Source organism: Pectobacterium sp. PL64 (assembly GCF_022477975.1).
Taxonomy (GTDB): Bacteria; Pseudomonadota; Gammaproteobacteria; order Enterobacterales; family Enterobacteriaceae; genus Pectobacterium; species Pectobacterium jejuense.
Genome location: NZ_CP092070.1, coordinates 167955 through 186891, shown reverse-complemented (window position 1 = coordinate 186891; position 18937 = coordinate 167955). Strand labels below are relative to the sequence as shown.

The 18937-nt window shown below is 55.0% G+C and carries 19 protein-coding genes; 10 read left to right on the top strand and 9 right to left on the bottom strand.

What is annotated here, in order from left to right:
• The first annotated feature begins 52 nt into the window (after positions 1–52).
• From HP572_RS00870 to HP572_RS00860, 3 genes are all read left to right on the top strand, one after another.
• Positions 53–466 (top strand): DNA polymerase III subunit psi, encoded by a 414-nt coding sequence (locus tag HP572_RS00870; RefSeq protein WP_240584515.1) that lies wholly within the window; start codon positions 53–55, stop codon positions 464–466.
• The gene (gene rimI / locus HP572_RS00865) at positions 435–878 is read left to right on the top strand and encodes a ribosomal protein S18-alanine N-acetyltransferase (RefSeq protein WP_014914153.1); all 444 of its coding nucleotides are present in this window, start codon (positions 435–437) and stop codon (positions 876–878) included. The genes HP572_RS00870 and rimI overlap by 32 nt, the downstream gene beginning before the upstream one ends.
• A gap of 202 nt (positions 879–1080) precedes the next feature.
• Positions 1081–1560, top strand: a complete 480-nt coding sequence (locus HP572_RS00860; protein ID WP_094433628.1) for a discoidin domain-containing protein — start codon at positions 1081–1083, stop codon at positions 1558–1560.
• A 143-nt stretch (positions 1561–1703) separates the two neighbouring features.
• On the opposite strand, the gene HP572_RS00855 is transcribed toward HP572_RS00860, so the two are convergent.
• Together HP572_RS00855 and HP572_RS00850 are read right to left on the bottom strand one after the other, a co-directional pair.
• Positions 1704–2093, bottom strand: coding sequence for a tautomerase family protein (locus tag HP572_RS00855; RefSeq protein WP_240584514.1), 390 nt, complete (start codon positions 2091–2093; stop codon positions 1704–1706).
• A 4-nt stretch (positions 2094–2097) separates the two neighbouring features.
• On the bottom strand, positions 2098–2397 hold the full coding sequence (locus HP572_RS00850; protein ID WP_012773310.1) for a carboxymuconolactone decarboxylase family protein: 300 nt from the start codon (positions 2395–2397) through the stop codon (positions 2098–2100).
• Between the two features lie 100 nt (positions 2398–2497).
• Between HP572_RS00850 and HP572_RS00845 the strand changes: the two genes are divergently transcribed.
• From HP572_RS00845 to HP572_RS00825, 5 genes are all read left to right on the top strand, one after another.
• On the top strand, positions 2498–3394 hold the full coding sequence (locus tag HP572_RS00845) for a LysR substrate-binding domain-containing protein (protein ID WP_240584513.1): 897 nt from the start codon (positions 2498–2500) through the stop codon (positions 3392–3394).
• Between the two features lie 181 nt (positions 3395–3575).
• Positions 3576–4118: a sigma-70 family RNA polymerase sigma factor gene (locus tag HP572_RS00840; RefSeq protein WP_240584512.1), complete on the top strand. Its 543-nt coding sequence runs from the start codon at positions 3576–3578 to the stop codon at positions 4116–4118.
• Positions 4115–5077 carry a FecR domain-containing protein gene (locus HP572_RS00835; RefSeq protein ID WP_240584511.1) on the top strand — a complete coding sequence of 321 codons (963 nt, stop codon included), beginning with the start codon at positions 4115–4117 and terminating at the stop codon, positions 5075–5077. Before HP572_RS00840 ends, HP572_RS00835 begins: the two co-directional genes overlap by 4 nt.
• Positions 5078–5226: 149 nt before the next feature.
• Positions 5227–7581, top strand: a complete 2355-nt coding sequence (locus HP572_RS00830; RefSeq protein WP_240584510.1) for a TonB-dependent receptor — start codon at positions 5227–5229, stop codon at positions 7579–7581.
• A 179-nt stretch (positions 7582–7760) separates the two neighbouring features.
• Positions 7761–9509 carry an ABC transporter ATP-binding protein/permease gene (locus tag HP572_RS00825; protein WP_240584509.1) on the top strand — a complete coding sequence of 583 codons (1749 nt, stop codon included), beginning with the start codon at positions 7761–7763 and terminating at the stop codon, positions 9507–9509.
• A 52-nt stretch (positions 9510–9561) separates the two neighbouring features.
• On the opposite strand, the gene deoD is transcribed toward HP572_RS00825, so the two are convergent.
• The 5 genes from deoD to HP572_RS00800 form a co-directional block, all read right to left on the bottom strand.
• Positions 9562–10281, bottom strand: coding sequence for a purine-nucleoside phosphorylase (gene deoD, locus HP572_RS00820; protein WP_010279739.1), 720 nt, complete (start codon positions 10279–10281; stop codon positions 9562–9564).
• A 45-nt stretch (positions 10282–10326) separates the two neighbouring features.
• The gene (gene deoB, locus HP572_RS00815; RefSeq protein WP_039515174.1) at positions 10327–11550 is read right to left on the bottom strand and encodes a phosphopentomutase; all 1224 of its coding nucleotides are present in this window, start codon (positions 11548–11550) and stop codon (positions 10327–10329) included.
• Positions 11551–11639: 89 nt separating this feature from the next.
• Entirely contained in the window at positions 11640–12968 is a 1329-nt protein-coding gene (gene deoA, locus HP572_RS00810) for a thymidine phosphorylase (protein ID WP_240584508.1), read from the bottom strand.
• 93 nt (positions 12969–13061) lie between these two features.
• The gene (gene deoC, locus HP572_RS00805) at positions 13062–13841 is read right to left on the bottom strand and encodes a deoxyribose-phosphate aldolase (protein ID WP_203470425.1); all 780 of its coding nucleotides are present in this window, start codon (positions 13839–13841) and stop codon (positions 13062–13064) included.
• A 663-nt stretch (positions 13842–14504) separates the two neighbouring features.
• Complete coding sequence (locus HP572_RS00800) at positions 14505–15983, bottom strand: amidohydrolase (RefSeq protein ID WP_240584507.1); 1479 nt, start codon at positions 15981–15983, stop codon at positions 14505–14507.
• A 217-nt stretch (positions 15984–16200) separates the two neighbouring features.
• Between HP572_RS00800 and HP572_RS00795 the strand changes: the two genes are divergently transcribed.
• Entirely contained in the window at positions 16201–16500 is a 300-nt protein-coding gene (locus tag HP572_RS00795; protein ID WP_240584506.1) for a GIY-YIG nuclease family protein, read from the top strand.
• Between the two features lie 24 nt (positions 16501–16524).
• Here HP572_RS00795 and HP572_RS00790 read toward each other — a convergent pair whose 3' ends face one another.
• Entirely contained in the window at positions 16525–17067 is a 543-nt protein-coding gene (locus tag HP572_RS00790; RefSeq protein WP_240584505.1) for a GNAT family N-acetyltransferase, read from the bottom strand.
• Positions 17061–17585 carry an SCP2 domain-containing protein gene (locus HP572_RS00785; protein ID WP_240584504.1) on the bottom strand — a complete coding sequence of 175 codons (525 nt, stop codon included), beginning with the start codon at positions 17583–17585 and terminating at the stop codon, positions 17061–17063. The genes HP572_RS00790 and HP572_RS00785 overlap by 7 nt, the downstream gene beginning before the upstream one ends.
• A gap of 356 nt (positions 17586–17941) precedes the next feature.
• Here HP572_RS00785 and HP572_RS00780 point away from each other — a divergent pair, with 356 nt between their 5' ends.
• Positions 17942–18937, top strand: a complete 996-nt coding sequence (locus HP572_RS00780; RefSeq protein WP_240584503.1) for a peptidase U32 family protein — start codon at positions 17942–17944, stop codon at positions 18935–18937.

The window sequence follows — 18937 nt, the reverse complement described above, 5'->3', positions numbered from 1 at the left end:
GTTTGTTAGCATAGGCACGAATCATTTTCTCGCACGCCAGACAGGATAACGCATGGAATCAAGACGTGACAGTCTGCTACAGCAACTGGGGATTACGCAGTGGACGCTGCGTCGCCCGACAGTGCTGCAAGGCGAAATCGCCGTCAGTCTGCCCGCACAGGTGCGTCTGGTGATCGTCTCCGCCGAGCCGCTGGCCGATGATGAACCGCTGCTAACCGACGTGCTGCACAGTCTGGCGCTCACACCTGCGCAAGCCTATCGCCTGACGCCACAGCAGATCGAAATGCTGCCCGCCGATGCACGCTGCCACAGCTGGAGGTTGGGCATCGCGGAACCCATTGCGCTACAGGGCGTTCAGCTTTCCAGCCCTCTGCTTTCCGAACTTTATCAAAATGCCGACGCCAAACGGGCGCTGTGGCAACAGATCTGTGAACATGAACACGATATCTTCCCTGACGCCAGCTGACCTGGCACAAGCCTTTAAAATTGAACAAGTCAGCCACGCCTTTCCCTGGTCGGAAAAGACGTTTATCAGCAATCAGGGTGAGCGTTATTTCAACCTGAAACTGGAGCATGACGGGCAGCTTGCCGCTTACGCCATCACGCAGGTCGTGCTGGATGAAGCGACGTTGTTCAATATCGCGGTGCATCCCGATCATCAGCGTCAGGGGTTGGGTCGCCAGCTGTTAGAACACCTGATCGACGAAATGGAGCGACGCGGAATTCTGACGCTGTGGCTGGAAGTTCGCGAGTCAAACGCGCGAGCCATCGCGCTGTATGAAAGTCTGGGGTTTAACGAAGTCTCCGTGCGCCGCGATTACTACCCCACCGCACAAGGCCGGGAAGACGCGATTCTCATGGCGCTGCCGCTCGGCTAACACCTTTATCTACGGCACTCGCCACAAGGAGAGTGCTATAAATGTGCGCCCCGTCCCGCTCTGCCTTTTTTCCTGCCAGAAAAATCCCCGCAACGTGATCGCCATAAATAAAACCTCGTTTCTTTTTTATCACAATACGATTCCATTTCATGTTTCTGGTTTGCAGGCATGTATGGTTTATCCGTTATCTACGAGGAATAATATGAAAAAATACACTCTGGCTACGACGCTCCTGTGCGGCTTATTCTCTCTTTCCGCTTACGCGGTACAAGTAACGGCGGTGACAGCTTCCGCTTATGATTCAGACAAGGGCCACAAACCTGCCAACATTGCCGATGGCGACGTAAAAACCCGCTGGGCAGCAAATGGCGAGAGCTGGGTTCAGTTAGAACTGGATAAAGAACAGTCGGTTGAGAACTTTGTTCTGGTTCCTTTCAAAGCGGATGAGCGCAAACTGAAGTTCTCCGTGTCCTACTCCACCGATGGGAAAACCTGGCAAAAACTGGCTGACAATCTGGTCACCTCCAACAACGCCAAAGCCGGTGAAAAATTCACCTTCCCTGCCGTTAAAGCGAAATTCTTCAAGCTGGATACGTTTGGCACCGATGTGAACAAATGGAGCGCCATCAACGAGATCAGCTTTAACAGCGCTGCACAGGTTCCAGCTCAGGCCATTAAGTAACGTGTCGGGATAACCTGGAGCTTAAGTCTCATGCTGGTCAGTTAAGAGAATATGTTGATAAAAGCTGCTATTTCATTAGGCGATAGCAGCTTTTTTGCTTAGTTAGTTGGGAGCTAGCAGAGTGAAACGGTATTGCATCACAATCATAATCCCTCCTCCGACAACATCTGGCCGTTGCTGAAACTCCATTCATCGGCAGTGTTGAACTGGATTATCACCATCACATCATCCGGATGAATATTCAGCGCACTATGCAGTCGCTCGCTTAGCATGCGGAAGAAGTTTCGCTTTTGCTCACGGGTTCTCGGTTTTCCCGCAAAAATATGGAACAGCATAAAATCGTCACTACGTCCGCCACTTTTATAATGCCTGTCAAATATGCGCTGGCCAGCTGGTAGCGTTTCAAACACTTGAAAGCGATCGGCAGGCGGGACAGCAAACTCACCTATCAGGCTTTGTTGCAGAATATCGGAGAGCTGACTTATCTGTGCGTCGCTATAACCCTGACGCAGGGTGATACGGGTGAAAGGCATTTCCTTATTCCTCCAAGCAGCCAAGGGCGGAAACGGCCGCTGGCCAGCCTGCGTAAAATGCCAGATGAGTGAAAACCTCAACGATTTCTTCACGGGTTAACCCATTCTGCTGTGCGAAGTTGATATGCCAAGGAAGCTGCTGCACGCGCCCTTGCGCCGTCAGGGCGCCCAGAGTGATCAGGCTACGCTCACGCGGAGAAAGCGTTTCACGCTTCCAAATATCATTAAACAGTGTGTCTATGCTCAGTTCGGCCAGTTTCGGTGCGACGCGAGCCAACGTTTCACGATCAAGCGATTTCGCCATGGTATTTTCTCCGTATTGACAGTAGATCAATTCTGGCGCGATAGTTTCATCCCGAAAATCAAATTATTTTCAAATAACCATCCCGAATTTCAGGACGATAATGGACAAACTTTCACTGACGCTTGACCTCGATGCACTACGCAGTTTTGTGACGGGTATGGAGTGCGGCAGCTTTGCACTGGCTGCGACACGGCTTTGCCGCTCAACCTCGGCGATAAGCGCCCAACTAAAAAAGTTGGAACAACAGTGCGGTGCCAAACTGGTGGTAAAGCAGGGCCGTCACCTGGTGTTGACCCATACAGGCGAGATATTGATAGGCTATGCCCGTCGTCTGTTGGCACTGAATGATGAGGCGCAGCGAGCGGTGAAAGGTGAGCTATTGCAGGGGGAAATCCGCATTGGCATGCAGGAAGATTTTGGTGAGTCGCTGATGCCTGGTATTTTGGGCGAGTTCAAACGCCACCATCCGGGACTGCGGATTATTGCGCAAGTAGATCGTAACCAGGCGCTGCTCACCGCGCTGGATAACAACGCACTTGATATGGCACTACTGTGGCAGCCGGAGAACACCACGCGTGAAGGCCGACTGATCGACCAGTGCCAGTTGGAGTGGATACAGCATCCAGATTTAGACATCAACACACTACTAGCACGGGGGGAACCCTTGCCGTTAGTGATGCTTGAAAGCCCGTGCCTGATGCGTTCACGTGCCACAACCTGCTTAGACCGGGCGGGTATAGCGTGGAAAGTGGTGTTTATCAGCCATAGCCTGAGCGGTATCTGGGCAGCAGTGCAGGCCGGGTTGGGTATTACCGTGCGTACACGTATCGGGATGCCCAACAATCTCCACATAATGGGGAATGTTTTACCCTCACCAGGGACTCTCGGCATTAGGCTGGAGCAAAGGACTGAGAATCAAGCCATTCACAACGTGCAGGCAGTTCTGGGACAGTTGATGGAAAAGGCGCTGTTAAATGTGAAGCTTGAGTCGCCATGATCAACCTAAATGTCAGTCTCCCACGGGTTTACTTAAACGCCCCCTAATAGTCGTACGCGGGTGGAATATTTTCCCTCTCCCCATCAGTACCCACATTTTCCTTAGCATTGAAATAAAAATCATTCTCAACTAATATGCGCCTGAAATTTGACCTCCTATCGCTCCGTTTCAGGCACCAGACATGTCATCAGCCAATATTGATACCTCAGCAGATCTGCACCAGCTCTATTGTCAGCATCATGGCTGGTTACAGGGGCTATTACGCAAACGGCTGGGGAATCTGTGTGATGCGGCCGATCTCGCGCAGGATGTATTTTTACGGCTGTTGCTGAAACCGCGCCAGTTCGACAGCCACGCAGGCGCGCGAGCTTACCTGAGCGTGATGGCACAAGGCATGTGCGTCGATCTCTGGCGCAAACGGGAAATTGAGCGCGTCTGGCTCACCTCATTAGCTGAACAGCCGGAGCCAGTTGCCCTGTCGGCGGAAGACAGCAACATCATTCTCGAAACGCTGTATCAGGTTGATGCCATGCTGCGTGCGCTGCCAGAAAAGGTGCGCGCCGCCTTTATCATGGCGCAGGTTCAGGGATTGCCCTATCGGGAAATTGCTACGGCGCTGGGCGTTTCCGAACGCATGGTGAAAAAATACATGGCGCAAGCCATGCTGCACTGTGTACTGCTGGAAGCGGAGATAGGCGCGGACGATCAGGCCGTTCATTCATGAATAAGCCCAGCTTTATCGCCTTGCAGCAGGCATCGCAATGGTACGCCCAGCTGTGCGATCGGGAACCTGGCGACGAGCACTATCACCACTGGCAGCGCTGGATGGACGAAAGTGAGGAACATCGCCAGGCCTGGGAATTCGTGCAAACGGTCAGCCAGCGTTTCCAGCCGCTGCGTGGCGACAGTCAACAACCCGCGCTGAATACGCTGCTGCACCAGCCTGCGCCGATGACACGCCGCCGTGCGCTCAAGCTCGCTGCGCTGCTCAGCACCGGTTCTCTGCTGTCCTGGCTGACTTACCGCCACACGCCGTTAAAAGGCTCGCTGCTGGCGATGACGGCCGATCATCACAGCGCCGTAGGAGAAATCAAACCGCTGACCTTACCGGACAACACCCGACTGTGGCTGAACACCGCCAGCGCGATTGATATCAGCTACAGCGATCGGCGTCGGGAAATTGCCCTGCTGGCGGGGGATATTCTGATTGATACCGCCGCCGACGCCCGCCCTTTCTTCGTCACCACTGCACAAGGGCGCTTGCAGGCGCTGGGCACACGCTTCAGCGTCGCGCAGGAACCGGACACCACCACGCTGACCGTTTACCAACACGCGGTCGACGTCAGTGCCAAGAACGCCACCACCACACGTCGGGTCAACGCGGGCTATCACCTGAGTTTTAACGCCGATGGTCAGGGTAACATCTCACCCAACCAGCAGAACGACGCCGACTGGTCACACGGCGTGCTCCAGGCGGACAACATGCCGCTGGGGGACGTTGTGGCACAGCTGTCCCGCTATCGCCACGGATATCTGGCGTGCCAGCCTGCTATCGCGGATTTACGCGTGATGGGCACCTTCCCCTTAGCCGATACCGACATGGCACTGAACATGCTGGCGCAGGCCTTCCCGGTTCGCATCCATCGCCGTTTTCCGTGGTGGGTGACCGTCGAACCGCGCTGAACTCGCCTGCTTTTTCGGATACCACTTTTTTGGATACCGTTTTTTGGGATACAGATAAAAATTTTCTCTTTTGAGTTCCCCTTTTTCCACTGTCGTTCGATTCACAGTAAAACCACCAATTTTTACTCTGGGTCAGAAGGCGAATTTTCATGGCATTGATTCCATTTTTCTCTACACAGCGCACACCGTCCAAACTGGCAATGGCCGTTCATCTGCTGCTGTGCGGCGCACCGCTCTTCGCGCATTCCACCGCAACGGCGGCAGAAACAACAGTCGCGGCGGCAACCAAAACCTACGCGATTCCTGCTGGGCCGCTTAACCAGCAGCTAAACCAATTTGCCGCCCAGTCGGGCGTTTATCTGGTCGGCGATGCACAGCTGGCGACCGGAAAAACCGGGCCATCCCTGCAAGGGAATTACAGCGTCGACGGCGGATTTTCGGCGCTGCTCGCCGGAAGCGGGCTTCAGGTGATTCCGCAGCCTAACGGCGTCTGGCGCTTACAGAGAATACCGCAGGGGGATGAAATGCTGGTCGTAGCGGGCGTCAACCGCAACGGCGTGACCGAAGGCACCCAGTCCTACACCACGCGCAGCATGAACACCGCAACGCAGCTGAATTTGTCGCCGCGAGAAACGCCGCAGTCGGTGAGTGTCGTCACACGCCAGCGGATGGACGATCAGAATATGACCTCACTGGATGAGGCGATGAAGCAAACCACCGGCATTAACGTGGTCAATCAGAATAGCTATCAGGTGAAGTACGAATCGCGTGCTTTCGTGATGGATAATATCAAGGAAGACGGCGTTAACTTCTCCAGCCAGAACAGCGTCTCCAACATGGGCGCGGTGCAAGCTTCCAGCGAATCACCCGATCTGGCGATTTATGACCGCGTCGAGATCCTGCGCGGCGCGTCCGGCCTGTCACAAGGCAATGGCGAACCCGGCGGCACCGTTAATCTGGTGCGCAAACAGCCTACCCACAACTTTCAGGCATCCAGCAGCGTTGGCGCGGGCAGTTGGGATAATTACCGCAACGAGCTCGATGTCTCCGGGCCGCTGAACGACGATGCCAGCCTGCGAGGCCGTCTCGTTGGGGTTTATCAGGATAAACAGAGCTTTAAAGATTACGAGCACAGCGAAAGAAAAGTGCTGTTCGGTACGCTGGCCTACGATCTAACGCCGTCCACCACGGTCACCGGCGGCATCAACTGGCAAAAGACCCGGGGCGTGCCTGATGTGTATGGCGTTCCGTTTGCTACCAATAAAAGTAGCCTGAACCTGCCGCGATCCACCTATCTGGGCGCAAGCTGGAACCGTATCGAATTTGAAAAAATTAACCCGTTTATCGAACTGGAGCACCACTTCGATAACGACTGGACGCTGAAAACCGCGCTGAACTATATCCATTCCCGTGCGGACAGCAGCTATATCGGTATCATGAACGGCACCAGCGGCGTCAATCCAGCAACGGGAAATTCGTCGCTGAACAATAACCTGCGCTACGACAACAAGGCAGAACAGTGGGGTTACAACCTGAGCCTGAACGGCCCGTTCGAGCTGCTGGGACGCAGCCATGAACTGGTGGTAGGCGGTGATTATCAGAAAGAGAACTTCAATAACAACCACATCCGCATCAACAACACCAGCACCGTGAATATCTTCAACTGGCAGCCGAATTCTCTGGCAGAACCAGACTGGTCAAATACGAGTCTCTACAGCAATCACTACAACGACCGCTTTAATTTGTATCAGCGCGGCGCGTTCGCCACGGCCAGATTCGAGCTGGCGGATGACTGGAAGCTGATTCTGGGTGGCCGCTACAGCGCCTACAGCTATGACGAATATTTCACTAACCATTTCCGCAATACGTCCTCACTCAGCAGCCTGCATGCCAGCAATGAGTTTGTGCCTTACGGCGGCCTGCTGTGGGACTTCGCCGACAACTACACCTGGTATCTGAGCTACGCCGAGATCTACAAGCCGCAGAGTGAGAAAGACCGCAACGGTAAGCTGCTGCCCGCCATTACCGGCACCAACTATGAAACCGGCGTGAAGGGCGAGTTCTTTGATGGCGATCTGAATACCTCGCTGGCGCTGTTCCGCATCATTCAGGCGAACCGTGCGATGGCGGTCGCGGATAGCTCGGTTTGCCTGATCGGGACAAGCTGCTCCCAAGCTCAAGGCGAAGTACGCAGCCAGGGTGTCGAGTTCGATGTCACGGGCAAACTGGCCGAAGGCTGGCAGATTCAGGCGGGTTATACCCTGACCAACAGTAAATATCTTGAAGGCAGCGCAAGCGAAAGAGCCGCACAGTTCAGCCCGCGCACGCCGAAGCATATGTTCAAGCTCTACACCTCATACAATCTGCCGGGTGAGTTGAACCAATGGACGATTGGCGCGGGTATGACGGCACAGACCGAGACGCAAACCTACCCTAATCGGGCTTATGGCCTGCATCAGGGCGGCTATACCCTGTTTAACGCCAATATCCGTTATCAACCCTGAGCTTCAATCTGGTGGGTAATAATCTGACGGATAAAACCTACTTCTTAAACCTGAACAACCGCCATCTTAGCGGCAACAACTATTACGGCGATCCACGTAATTTCATGCTAACTGCGAAGTGGAATTTCTAAGCGAACACGCCTGCCGGCTTATGCTGGCAGGCCATCGCCCCATCCATTATGCAAACTCTTAGACGCTTTTATTCACTGGTCGCGCCTTTCTGGCTGACTACACGCGCCACGCTGCTGTGGTTTTTGCTGCTGCTGATTATGAGCCTGACGCTCTCCGTCGTGTGGATCAGCGTGCAGTACAATAACTGGAGCCGGGATTTTTACGACGCGCTGGCCGACTATTTTCAGCACGCCTCAGTCTACGATATGGCCGTGCGCTATCTGGCCTATACGCTGCTGTTCGTGCTGGTCATCATCTGCGGCAACTGGCTCAAGAAACAGCTGATTATCCGCTGGCGCGATACCATGACGCAGCAGTATGAGCAGGATTGGCTGCGCAATCACGCCCACTATCAGCTCAACTCAGGGCTGGATAACCCCGATCAGCGCATCGCGGAAGATATTCGCCTGCTGATCGAACAAAGCCTCGAACTCCTGCTTTCGCTGCTGAAAAATACCGCCCGCTTTTTCTCTTTCATCGCGATTCTCTGGCAGCTTTCCGGCGTCCATACCTTCACGCTAAGCGGCTACACCATCACGATACACGGCTATCTGGTGTGGATCGCGCTGGTTTACGCCGCAGTAGCCAGCATCGTGACGCACCTGCTGGGGCACCGCCTGCACAAGCTGAATATTGAACGTCAGCGGACAGAGGCCGACTATCGCGCCACGCTGCTGCGGGTGCGGGATAACAGCGAGCAGATTGCGTTCTACCAAGGGAGTGACGCCGAGCAGCAGCGGATGCGGCAGTATTTCCAGCCCATCGTGCAAAACTGGCAGCGCTTAATGGCGCGGGAATTCCGGCTGGAGAGCTTTACGACCAGCTATTTCCGCTTTAGCCTGATTATCCCGGTTTTCGCTACGCTGCCACTGTTTCTCGCACGTCAGATTAGCCTCGGGGCGATTATGCAGGCGCGATCCGCCTTCGGCTATGTGCTGGACGCCTTTGGCTGGTTTATCGATGCCTATCGGCAGTTAGTTCAGTGGTCTTCCACGATTGAACGCCTGTGGGAATTCCAGCACCGCTTACAGCAATTGCCAACGCCAGACGCTCCGCGCCATGAAGGCCATACTCTGCATATCAACGCGCTGTCCGTACCGCGTCCCGATGGTTCGCCGTATTTCGCCCCGCTGACGCTCACGCTTCAGGCTGGCGAATGGGCGACGCTTAACGCGGCCAGCGGCACGGGGAAAACCACGCTGCTGCGCACACTGGCGGGGCTATGGCCTGTCTCACAAGGAGACTGGTATTTCCCAGCGGGCCGCGCGCTATTTTTGCCGCAAAAAGCCTATTTACCGCAGGACACGCTGCGTCAGGTACTGTGTTACCCGCAGGCGCAGTTAGCGGATACCGCACAGTTGACCGCAGTGCTGAAACAAACCGGACTGACCGCGCTGATTCCTCGTCTGGACGACAAGGCGAACTGGAGTCGGGAACTATCGGGCGGCGAACAACAGCGCCTGTCGCTCGCGCGTGCGCTACTGCTGCGCCCGACGCTACTTTGTCTGGATGAAGCCACCAGCCAGCTCGATGACACAGCGGCGCTTCAACTGCTAGAACACATCAGGATTACGCTGCCACAAACCATTGTCTTGGCCGTCAGCCACCAGCCTGCCGTACAGGCCAGTTTCAGACATCAGATACGGTTAACGCCGCTCGAAGCAGAGAAGAAAGCGCACACAGAGAACCACACAGACGAGCCTTCCGTTGCGCCGCTAGCAGCGGACAATCAGCAGGTTGCTTACGGAAAGATGTGAAGGGAAAAACAGGAAAAAACAGCCCGGAGCGAACGTCCGGGCTGATGTGAATTTACTCGTTATCGCCCAGCAGAACGGATTCCAGCGCGATTTCGATCATTTCGTTGAAGGTGTTTTGACGCTCTTCTGACGTGGTCTGCGCACCGGTACGAATGTGGTCAGAAACGGTACAGATGGCCAGCGCTTTCGCACCGAACTCTGCCGCTACGCCGTAGATACCGGCCGCTTCCATTTCCACACCCAGAATGCCGTACTTTTCCATCACGTCGAACATCTGCGGATCTGGCGTGTAGAACAGATCGGCGGAGAAAATGTTACCAACGCGGACAGAAACATCGCGAGCTTTAGCAGCATCAACGGCATTACGCACCATGTCGAAATCGGCAATCGCCGCGTAGTCGTGATCTTTGAAACGCATACGGTTCACTTTGGAATCCGTACAGGCGCCCATGCCGATCACGACGTCACGCAGTTGAACATCTTCACGTACCGCACCGCAGGAACCCACACGGATGATCTTCTTCACGCCGAATTCGGTGATCAGTTCTTTTGCATAGATTGAGCAGGATGGGATACCCATACCGTGACCCATTACCGAAATTTTACGGCCTTTGTAAGTCCCGGTGAACCCTAACATGCCACGCACGTTATTCACTTCGCGGGCATCATCCAGAAAGGTTTCCGCAATGTACTTAGCACGCAGCGGGTCGCCCGGCATCAGTACAACGTCCGCGAAATCACCCATTTCTGCATTAATATGTGGCGTTGCCATGCGTTTATTCCTTATTAATCAAGTTCACGTAAAAAACGGTGTGTTTTACAGTATCGATTTGCCGTAGTCCATAGGCGACAGGCCAAAGTAAGCCGCGACTGTCTGCCCGATATCGGCGAAAGTGTCACGATGGCCGTATGAGCCCGGCTTCACGTTCGGCCCATAGATCAACACCGGTACATTTTCACGGGTGTGATCGGTACCGTGCCAGCTTGGGTCACAGCCGTGGTCAGCCGTCAGAATCAGGATGTCGTCGCCCTTCACGCGGGACAGCATTTCTGGCAGGCGGCGGTCAAACAGCTCCAGCGCGGCAGCGTAGCCCGGAATATCGCGGCGGTGGCCGTAGGCGGAATCGAAATCAACAAAGTTGGTAAACACAATGGTGTTGTCGCCCGCGCTATCCATTTCTTTCAGCGTGGCGTCAAACAGCGCATCGATGCCGGTCGCCTTCACTTTCTTCGTGATACCGACCTGCGCGTAGATATCCGCAATCTTACCGACGGAAACCACTTCGCCACCTTTTTCATCCACCATTTTTTTCAGGATGGTCGGCGCAGGCGGTTCAACGGCCAGATCGTGACGGTTGCCGGTACGCTCGAAGTTGCCGGGTTTGTCACCGATAAACGGACGTGCGATCACGCGCCCGATGTTGTAGCCGCCTTCGGTCAGCTCTTCGCGGGCAATCTCACACAGCTCGTACAGCTTATCCAGACCGAACGTTTCTTCATGGCAGGCAATCTGGAACACAGAATCCGCAGAGGTGTAGAAAATCGGCTTGCCGGTTTTCATGTGTTCTTCAGCCAGCTGATCCAGAATCACCGTACCGGAAGAGTGGCAGTTGCCCAGATAGCCCGGCAGATTGGCGCGCTTCACCAGTTTATCCAGCAGCTCCTGCGGAAAACTGTTCTCTTCATCTTTAAAATAGCCCCAGTCGAACAGGACAGGCACACCGGCAATTTCCCAGTGACCCGACGGCGTATCTTTACCCGAGGAGATTTCGCTAGCGTGTGCGTAAGCACCGATGATGTCTGCGTTTTCATCCAGCCCTGGCGGGAACGTTCCCGTTGAGGCCTCAGCGGCTTTACCCAGCCCCAGACGGCTCAGGTTCGGCAAATGCAGCTTGCCACTGCGCCCTTTATCCGCCGTCCCCGCGGCACACGCCTGAGCGATATGGCCCAGCGTATCTGAACCGACATCGCCAAAACGTTCTGCATCAGCACTGCTGCCGATGCCAAACGAGTCGAGAACCATAATATATGCACGTTTCATTCTTTTTCTCCTGCGCAGCTATGCGCTAACGCCCTGCCGACAGGCAGGGGAAAATCAATTCAAGACGACCACTAAGCAGCCCTGTGCGATCACGCTTCTGCGCTCACTCGACGATAGACCATCGGGGTCTTTTCTGGCGCAGTGTCGCCCAGTTGGATCGCAGCACGGACTTCATTCGCCGCCTGCTGCCACTGCGCTTCCGTATTGGCGTGGATCACCGCCAGCGGGCGCTGCGCATCAACGCGCTCACCCAGACTGATCATGCTATCCAGACCGACGCTGTAATCGATCGTATCCGTGGCCTGACGGCGTCCACCGCCCAGCGAAACGACGGCCATGCCCAGCGCGCGGGTATCCATCCCAGTCACGATGCCTTCACGCGTCGCGAATACCGGCTTACTTAATGTCGCTACTGGCAGGTAACGATCGTAGTGTTCGACAAAATCGCCTGGACCACGCTGTGCGGCGACCATGCGACCAAAGACTTCGGCTGCTTTGCCGTTATCCAACACGGCTTGCAGAAGTGAATGCGCATCGTCCGCCGAGCTTGCCAGTCCGCCCGCCAGTAGCATCTCACCACAGAGCGCCATAGTAACATCATACAGGCGCGGATTGCGGCTCTCCCCCGTCAGGAAACGCACGGCTTCCCGCACTTCCAACGCGTTGCCTGCGCTAGAGGCCAGCACCTGATTCATGTCCGTCAGCAATGCGCTGGTGCGGCATCCAGCGTTGTTCGCTACGCCGACAATCGCCTGCGCCAGCTGTTCGGACAGTTCATAGGTCGGCATAAACGCTCCCGACCCCACTTTGACGTCCATCACCAGCGCATCCAGCCCTTCAGCCAGTTTCTTCGCCAGAATCGACGCGGTGATCAGCGGGATTGAATCGACCGTGGCGGTAATATCACGCGTGGCGTAAAAACGTTTATCCGCCGGAGCTAGCGATGAGGTCTGCCCAATGATCGCGACGCCAACCTGCTGGATGATGCGGCGAAAATCTTCATCATTCGGGAAAATATCCAGTCCCGGAATCGCTTCGAGCTTATCCAACGTGCCGCCGGTATGCCCTAAGCCGCGCCCGGAGATCATCGGGACATAGCCCCCGCAGGCAGCGACCATCGGCCCCAGCATCAGCGAAGTGACATCCCCGACGCCGCCAGTTGAGTGTTTATCCACCAGCGGGCCGTTCAGGTTCAGACTCTTCCAGTCCAGCACCGTGCCAGAGTCGCGCATTGCCAACGTCAGCGCCACGCGCTCGTCCATCGACATGTCATGAAAATAGATGGTCATCGCCAGCGCTGCTATCTGGCCTTCGGAGACGGTATTGTCACGAATACCATTGATAAAGAAGCGGATCTCTTCTTCGCTCAGAGTTTTTCCGTCACGCTTCTTACGAATAATTTCTTGAATCAGAAACAAGGTCTGTACTCCTGATGAATTCTGATGTGGCTCAGCAGCCTATCGCTGCGAGCACATTTGCTGTGAACAAAATCGTACGCTGTGTGCACGTAATTAGTAGCTACCCTGCGGAGCCGCTGTCGCGTGGCCAAGCGTGGTCAGCAGGCTTGCCAGCAGACTGGATGCGCCAAAGCGAAAATGCTGTGCCGTCGCCCATTCCGCGCCCATGATATCGTCCGCCAGTTGCAGGTAGATGGCGGCATCTTCTGCGTTACGCACGCCGCCGGCCGCTTTAAAGCCGACGCGCTCACCCACGCCTTTATCGCGGATCGCCTTCAGCATGATCGCCGCACTTTCTGGCGTCGCGTTCACTGGCACTTTACCGGTCGAGGTTTTAATGAAATCGGCACCCGCATCAATGGCAATCTCGCTCGCCTGACGGATCAGCGCTTCTTGTTTCAGCTCACCCGTCTCGATGATCACCTTCAGCAGTACGTGGGCATCCTGACACACGGCTTTACATGCCTGCACCAGCTCAAAACCGATTTGCGCATTGCCTGCGATCAGCGCGCGGTAAGGGAATACGACATCAACTTCATCAGCGCCGTAGGCGATTGCCGCCTTGGTTTCAGCAACAGCAATTGCTACATCATCATTGCCGTGCGGGAAGTTGGTCACCGTCGCGATGCGGATATCCGGCGTACCCTGCTCACGCAGGATCTTTTTCGCCAGAGGGATAAAACGTGGATAGATACAGATAGCAGCCGTTTTTCCGGCCGGGCTGTTCGCCTGACGGCAGAGCGCCGTCACTTTTTCATCCGTATCATCCTCATTCAGCGTGGTTAAATCCATCAGCGCCAGCGCACGTTGCGCGGCCGTGGTCAGCTTGGTCATACAACACTCCAACTCGTCAGCCGGTCTAACCGGCCCTGAACATTAACTGGTGCAAAACCAGCACGTTTGGCGAGCGGACTTGGTTCCTTGAAGATAGCGCCCAGGCGAAACAACCTGTAGCGGCACCGAGATCCTTCTCACCGCAATCAGCCTTCCTCTACCCTTCATTCTGTGACTATTTCAACACCGAAAGAACGACATCGAAAGAAACCTATTTATTCATTAAATAAAAGACGACTCATCAGACATTTGAACACGCCATGCCGGACTATTTTGTGCATTCATTCACACTTGATGTAAGAGAAATGCAATAGATAGTGATTATATGTGATTTTTATCACACATACTCCCCTGAATGAGGCCAAGCCGGGGAATAGCGCTGACAACCTTGTCTACCAGCTCCGCCCTTCATAAAGGAATAAAGAGGCGTCTGCACGCGGTCGCAGATCGCCCGATGCTTCTAATTGAATTCATGTATATACCCTAAATAATTCAAGTTTCAGGAAGGCGGCAAGCGAAGGAGTCCCGATGAGCTTACCTGAGTAAGTGATTCGGGTGACTAAGCGAAGCCAACGTACATGCAACTTGAAGTATGACGGGTATGGAGTAAGCATAGCGGCTTCTCCCTAAGTACAGGGAGAAACTGCGGGCAGAGCAGGAAAATTATTTCCCTGCGGAAGGTTTACGGTAATCCAGCGCGGGTTTTCGATCGCCCAGCAGCGGCTTATAGTGGAAGTTCTCGCCACGGCTCTTGTCGAACTCCGCTTTTGCCTGTTGAATTAATGCGGGATCGCTCAGCAGCTTCGCTCCTGTGACAGCCAGCGTTTTGGCGGCAACGTCCATGCCTTTATAGCCAATCGCCATGCCGCCGGATGCCACTGCCTGCCAGCTGTGCGCAGGTACGCCCGGCACCCAGGTCGCCGTTCCCAGCCCGACCGTCGGCACCACCCAGCTGACATCGCCCACATCGGTCGACGCATAGCCCGTTTCACCAAAATGGTACGGCGCGATCTGGCCGGCACTGGAAAGCGGCGGTAGTTTGGATTGCTCCAACGTTTTCTGTAGCGCGGTGGCAAAATCCGTATCCGCCTTATCCCACTGCGGCGCACCGACGCTTCTGAGGCTGTCATCCATCACTTTTCCCAACACGTCGTTCGGCAACAGGCTGTAAACGCCGCCGAGAATTTCAAATTCATAACGCGTTTCGGTTCCCAGCGCCGCACCTTCCGCCGCTTTACGGATGCGATCGGTCACGCTGGCGACCACGGCCGGATCGGGGTGACGCACGTAGTAATACACTTCGGCGAAGTCCGGCACCACGTTCGGCGCTTTACCGCCATCGGTAATCACGTAGTGAATGCGCGTTTCCTGCGGCACATGCTCCCGCATTGCGTTCACCATAAAATTCAGCGCCTCCACGCCGTCCAGCGCCGAACGCCCTTTCTCTGGTGCCATCGCGGCATGTGCGGAGCGACCATAGAAACGAAACTTACCGTTCACGTTCGCCAGCGAATAGTCTTGCGAGGCAGAATTCTCATCGCTGGGATGCCAGTGCAGCATCACATCCACATCCTTAAACAGCCCCTCGCGCGTCATATAAACTTTACCGGAACCGCCTTCCTCCGCTGGCGTGCCGTACACCCGGATTTGGCCCGGTTTGCCCGTCGCTTCCAGCCACTGCTTCAGCGCAATCGCCGCGCCCACCGATCCCGCACCAAACAGGTGATGCCCACAGGCATGTCCGGCCTCAATACCCGCAACCGGCGAACGTTCCGGCGTTGCAGCCTGAGAGAAGCCCGGCAGCGCGTCCATCTCGGCCAGAATGCCGATAACCGGCCCACCGGATTTCCCCGCCGTCGCCACAAACGCGGTTGGGATACCCGCGACGCCCGCTTCAACGCTGAACCCAGCGGCTTTTAGCTCATTCTGTAGCAGCTGGGAGGTGTTGGTTTCCAAATAGCCCAGTTCGGGCTTTGACCATATCTGCTGAGCAACTGTCGTCATCTGGCCCGAGTAATTTGCGACAGCGTTCACAATCGTTTCCCGATCTTTCTCTGCCAGTTCAGCTGCATAGCCCAGTGAGAGGAAGCAAGAAGAAAACGCCACGGCCAGCGCGGGAGGTATATATCGTTTCAGTGTCATACGTTTTTCCCTATCCGTAAAAGAAATGCATGTCTTTGAATAACAGCCATTAATGTGATGCAGTGTCCGTTCTTTGAAAGGCAAGAGCGTTGAAATGCTAGTGCTTTGAAATGCTAATTATTTGAAATACGATTGGTGGGAAGTGCTATTTATGTTTAGCTGTGCCGAGCAGCTTTTTCAAACAATAATCCACAGACAATAATCCACAGACAATGCGATGACTGAACACGCCGAAGATTCTCACTGGTATCTATACATACTGCGCACGGTCGCTGGGGCGCTGTACACGGGTATCACAACGGATGTCAGCCGTCGTCTGAATCAGCATCAAACGGGAAAAGGGGCAAAAGCGCTGCGGGGAAAAGGCGAGTTAACGCTGGTGTTTCACTGTCTGGTGGGCGGTCGCTCAGACGCACTCAAACTGGAATATCGCATTAAGCAGTTGAGCAAAAACCAAAAAGAAAGGCTGGTACAAGACCAGCCCAAGACGCTATGCATTTCAGACACGATGTATTGATGCGCTATCGGTCAGCGAGTCGCGTTAGAGAAAGCGGTTAAACGGTTCGGCGTATTCCACCAGCCCGCTCGCGCTTTCAAACCCGCTTTCGCCCTCAGGACTCCCCTCACCGACAACATGATTATCTGCCAGCGGATAGACCTGAAAAGCCGATTCGCTGTCTGACCAGCGACAATGTAGCTGCTGCTCTACCGCCGGCACAAAGCCAAAACGGGAGTAATACGCGGGGTTACCCAAGACCACGACAGCGGTGTAGCCAAATTCATTCAGCGCATCCAGCCCTTCGTAGACCAGCTTCTCCCCTACGCCCTGTCGGCGCAGGCTGTCGTCTACCGCCAACGGCGCAAGCGCCACCCACTGGCGATCCTCACCGTCGATCAGCACCGGGCTGAATGCCGCGTAGCCCACCACGCCACCTTCATCGTCAGTCGCCACAACGCCGAGCGTCAATAAACCATCTTCACGCAGTTGATGAACCAGATCCGCTTCCGCACCCGTTGGAAAAGCACGGCGCAATAAGTTGTCGATCCCTGCGGCATCAACGGGAATTTCCACCCGAACTAGCATGATACTGGCGCGTGATTCGCTGGTTGCACTGCGCCCTCCTGTAAGCCGGCTTCAACAAAGTTTGCCAGTTGCAGCAGGCCAATGCGCAGCGGCGCAGGCATGGCTTCCAGCTCAATGGCATCCATCAGGTTCTTCACATACAAACCTAACTCGGTATCGCCCTCAATGCGCAGACGACGCTGGAAAAAGAGCGTATCGGGATCTTCTTTACGCGCGGCGATCAAAATCAGATCGTTCGCATCTGCACTGAAACTGACATCCGGCGTCTCAGCGTCGCTCACTACCAGACGGCCCTCGCGCAGCGTCATAAACCACTGCAAGCCGACATCACGCACCTCAATTTTCAGCCAGCGGCTTTCGAGAAATGCCAGATCGCCCTCTTCCAGCGCCTGACGGAACTGCCAGCCCAACATCTGTTCCAAAACCTGACGCTGTAGCGCAAAGGGGGTGAACTTGAGTGGCTTACCTAATAAGCTCGGCCCCTGACGCACAATCTGCGCTCGTAGTTTTTCCAACACTGGCGTACTCCTCTTAAAGCAATCTGACTGTTCAGATAATCTGCAAGTATTTTGCCACATCCACCGCACGCGGCAGAGGTCTATGTCAATAATTTAGTCGGTTATCCGATTATGCCCAACAGATTTTGTCCTTACGCGACGATTAGCACCATAAACTGCCTTAAATCAAAGTCCTTACCGATTTGGTTAATTAAGATTCCCAATCGTTAACAACATTCATCGACTGATAAAAAATCGCTTACGGCGACCCGCAAGGGCGAGAGGCAGAATGCCCGTCATAAACGCGATCGTCAGTCTGAACATCATTGATCGTACCGAGCAGCTACGGCCCCGAAGGGATTAATGAAGGATTGTGTATGGAACTGCTTTGCCCCGCTGGCAACCTGCCAGCACTGAAAGCTGCCATCGATAATGGCGCAGATGCGGTCTATATCGGCCTGAAAGATGACACCAACGCACGTCATTTTGCCGGGCTTAACTTTACCGATAAGAAGCTACAGGAAGCGCGCGAGTACGTGCACCGCCACCGGCGTAAGCTGCATATCGCTATCAATACGTTTGCGCACCCGGACGGCTATCAGCGCTGGCAGCGCGCCGTGGACATGGCCGCGCAGATCGGGGCCGACGTGCTGATCCTCGCCGACCTCGCCATGCTGGAATATGCTGCCGAGCGCTATCCCCACATCGAGCGTCACGTGTCGGTTCAGGCTTCCGCGACAAACACCGAAGCGATCCGTTTCTATCATCGCCATTTCGATGTCTCACGCATCGTGCTGCCGCGCGTGCTGTCCATCCATCAGGTGAAGCAAATCGCCCGCACCAGCCCCGTGCCGCTCGAAGTGTTCGCCTTCGGCAGCCTGTGCATCATGGCGGAAGGCCGCTGCTATCTCTCTTCTTATCTGACTGGTGAATCACCGAATACTGTAGGTGCCTGCTCGCCAGCGCGATTTGTACGCTGGCAGCAGACGGAAAACGGCATGGAATCACGCCTGAACGACATCCTGATCGACCGCTATCAGGACGATGAAAACGCCGGCTATCCCACATTGTGCAAAGGGCGTTATTTAGTCGATGGACAGCGCTACCATGCGCTAGAAGAGCCAACCAGCCTAAACACGCTGGAACTGCTGCCTGAACTGATGGCTGCCAATATTGCCTCCGTGAAGATAGAGGGCCGCCAGCGCAGCCCGGCCTACGTCAGCCAGATTACGCAGGTATGGCGACAGGCTATCGATCGCTGCCGCGCCAATCCTGAGACATTCGTTCCCACTCAGGCCTGGATGGATGCGTTAGGTGCGGTGGCAGAAGGCACGCAGACCACGCTCGGCGCTTATCACCGCAAATGGCAGTAG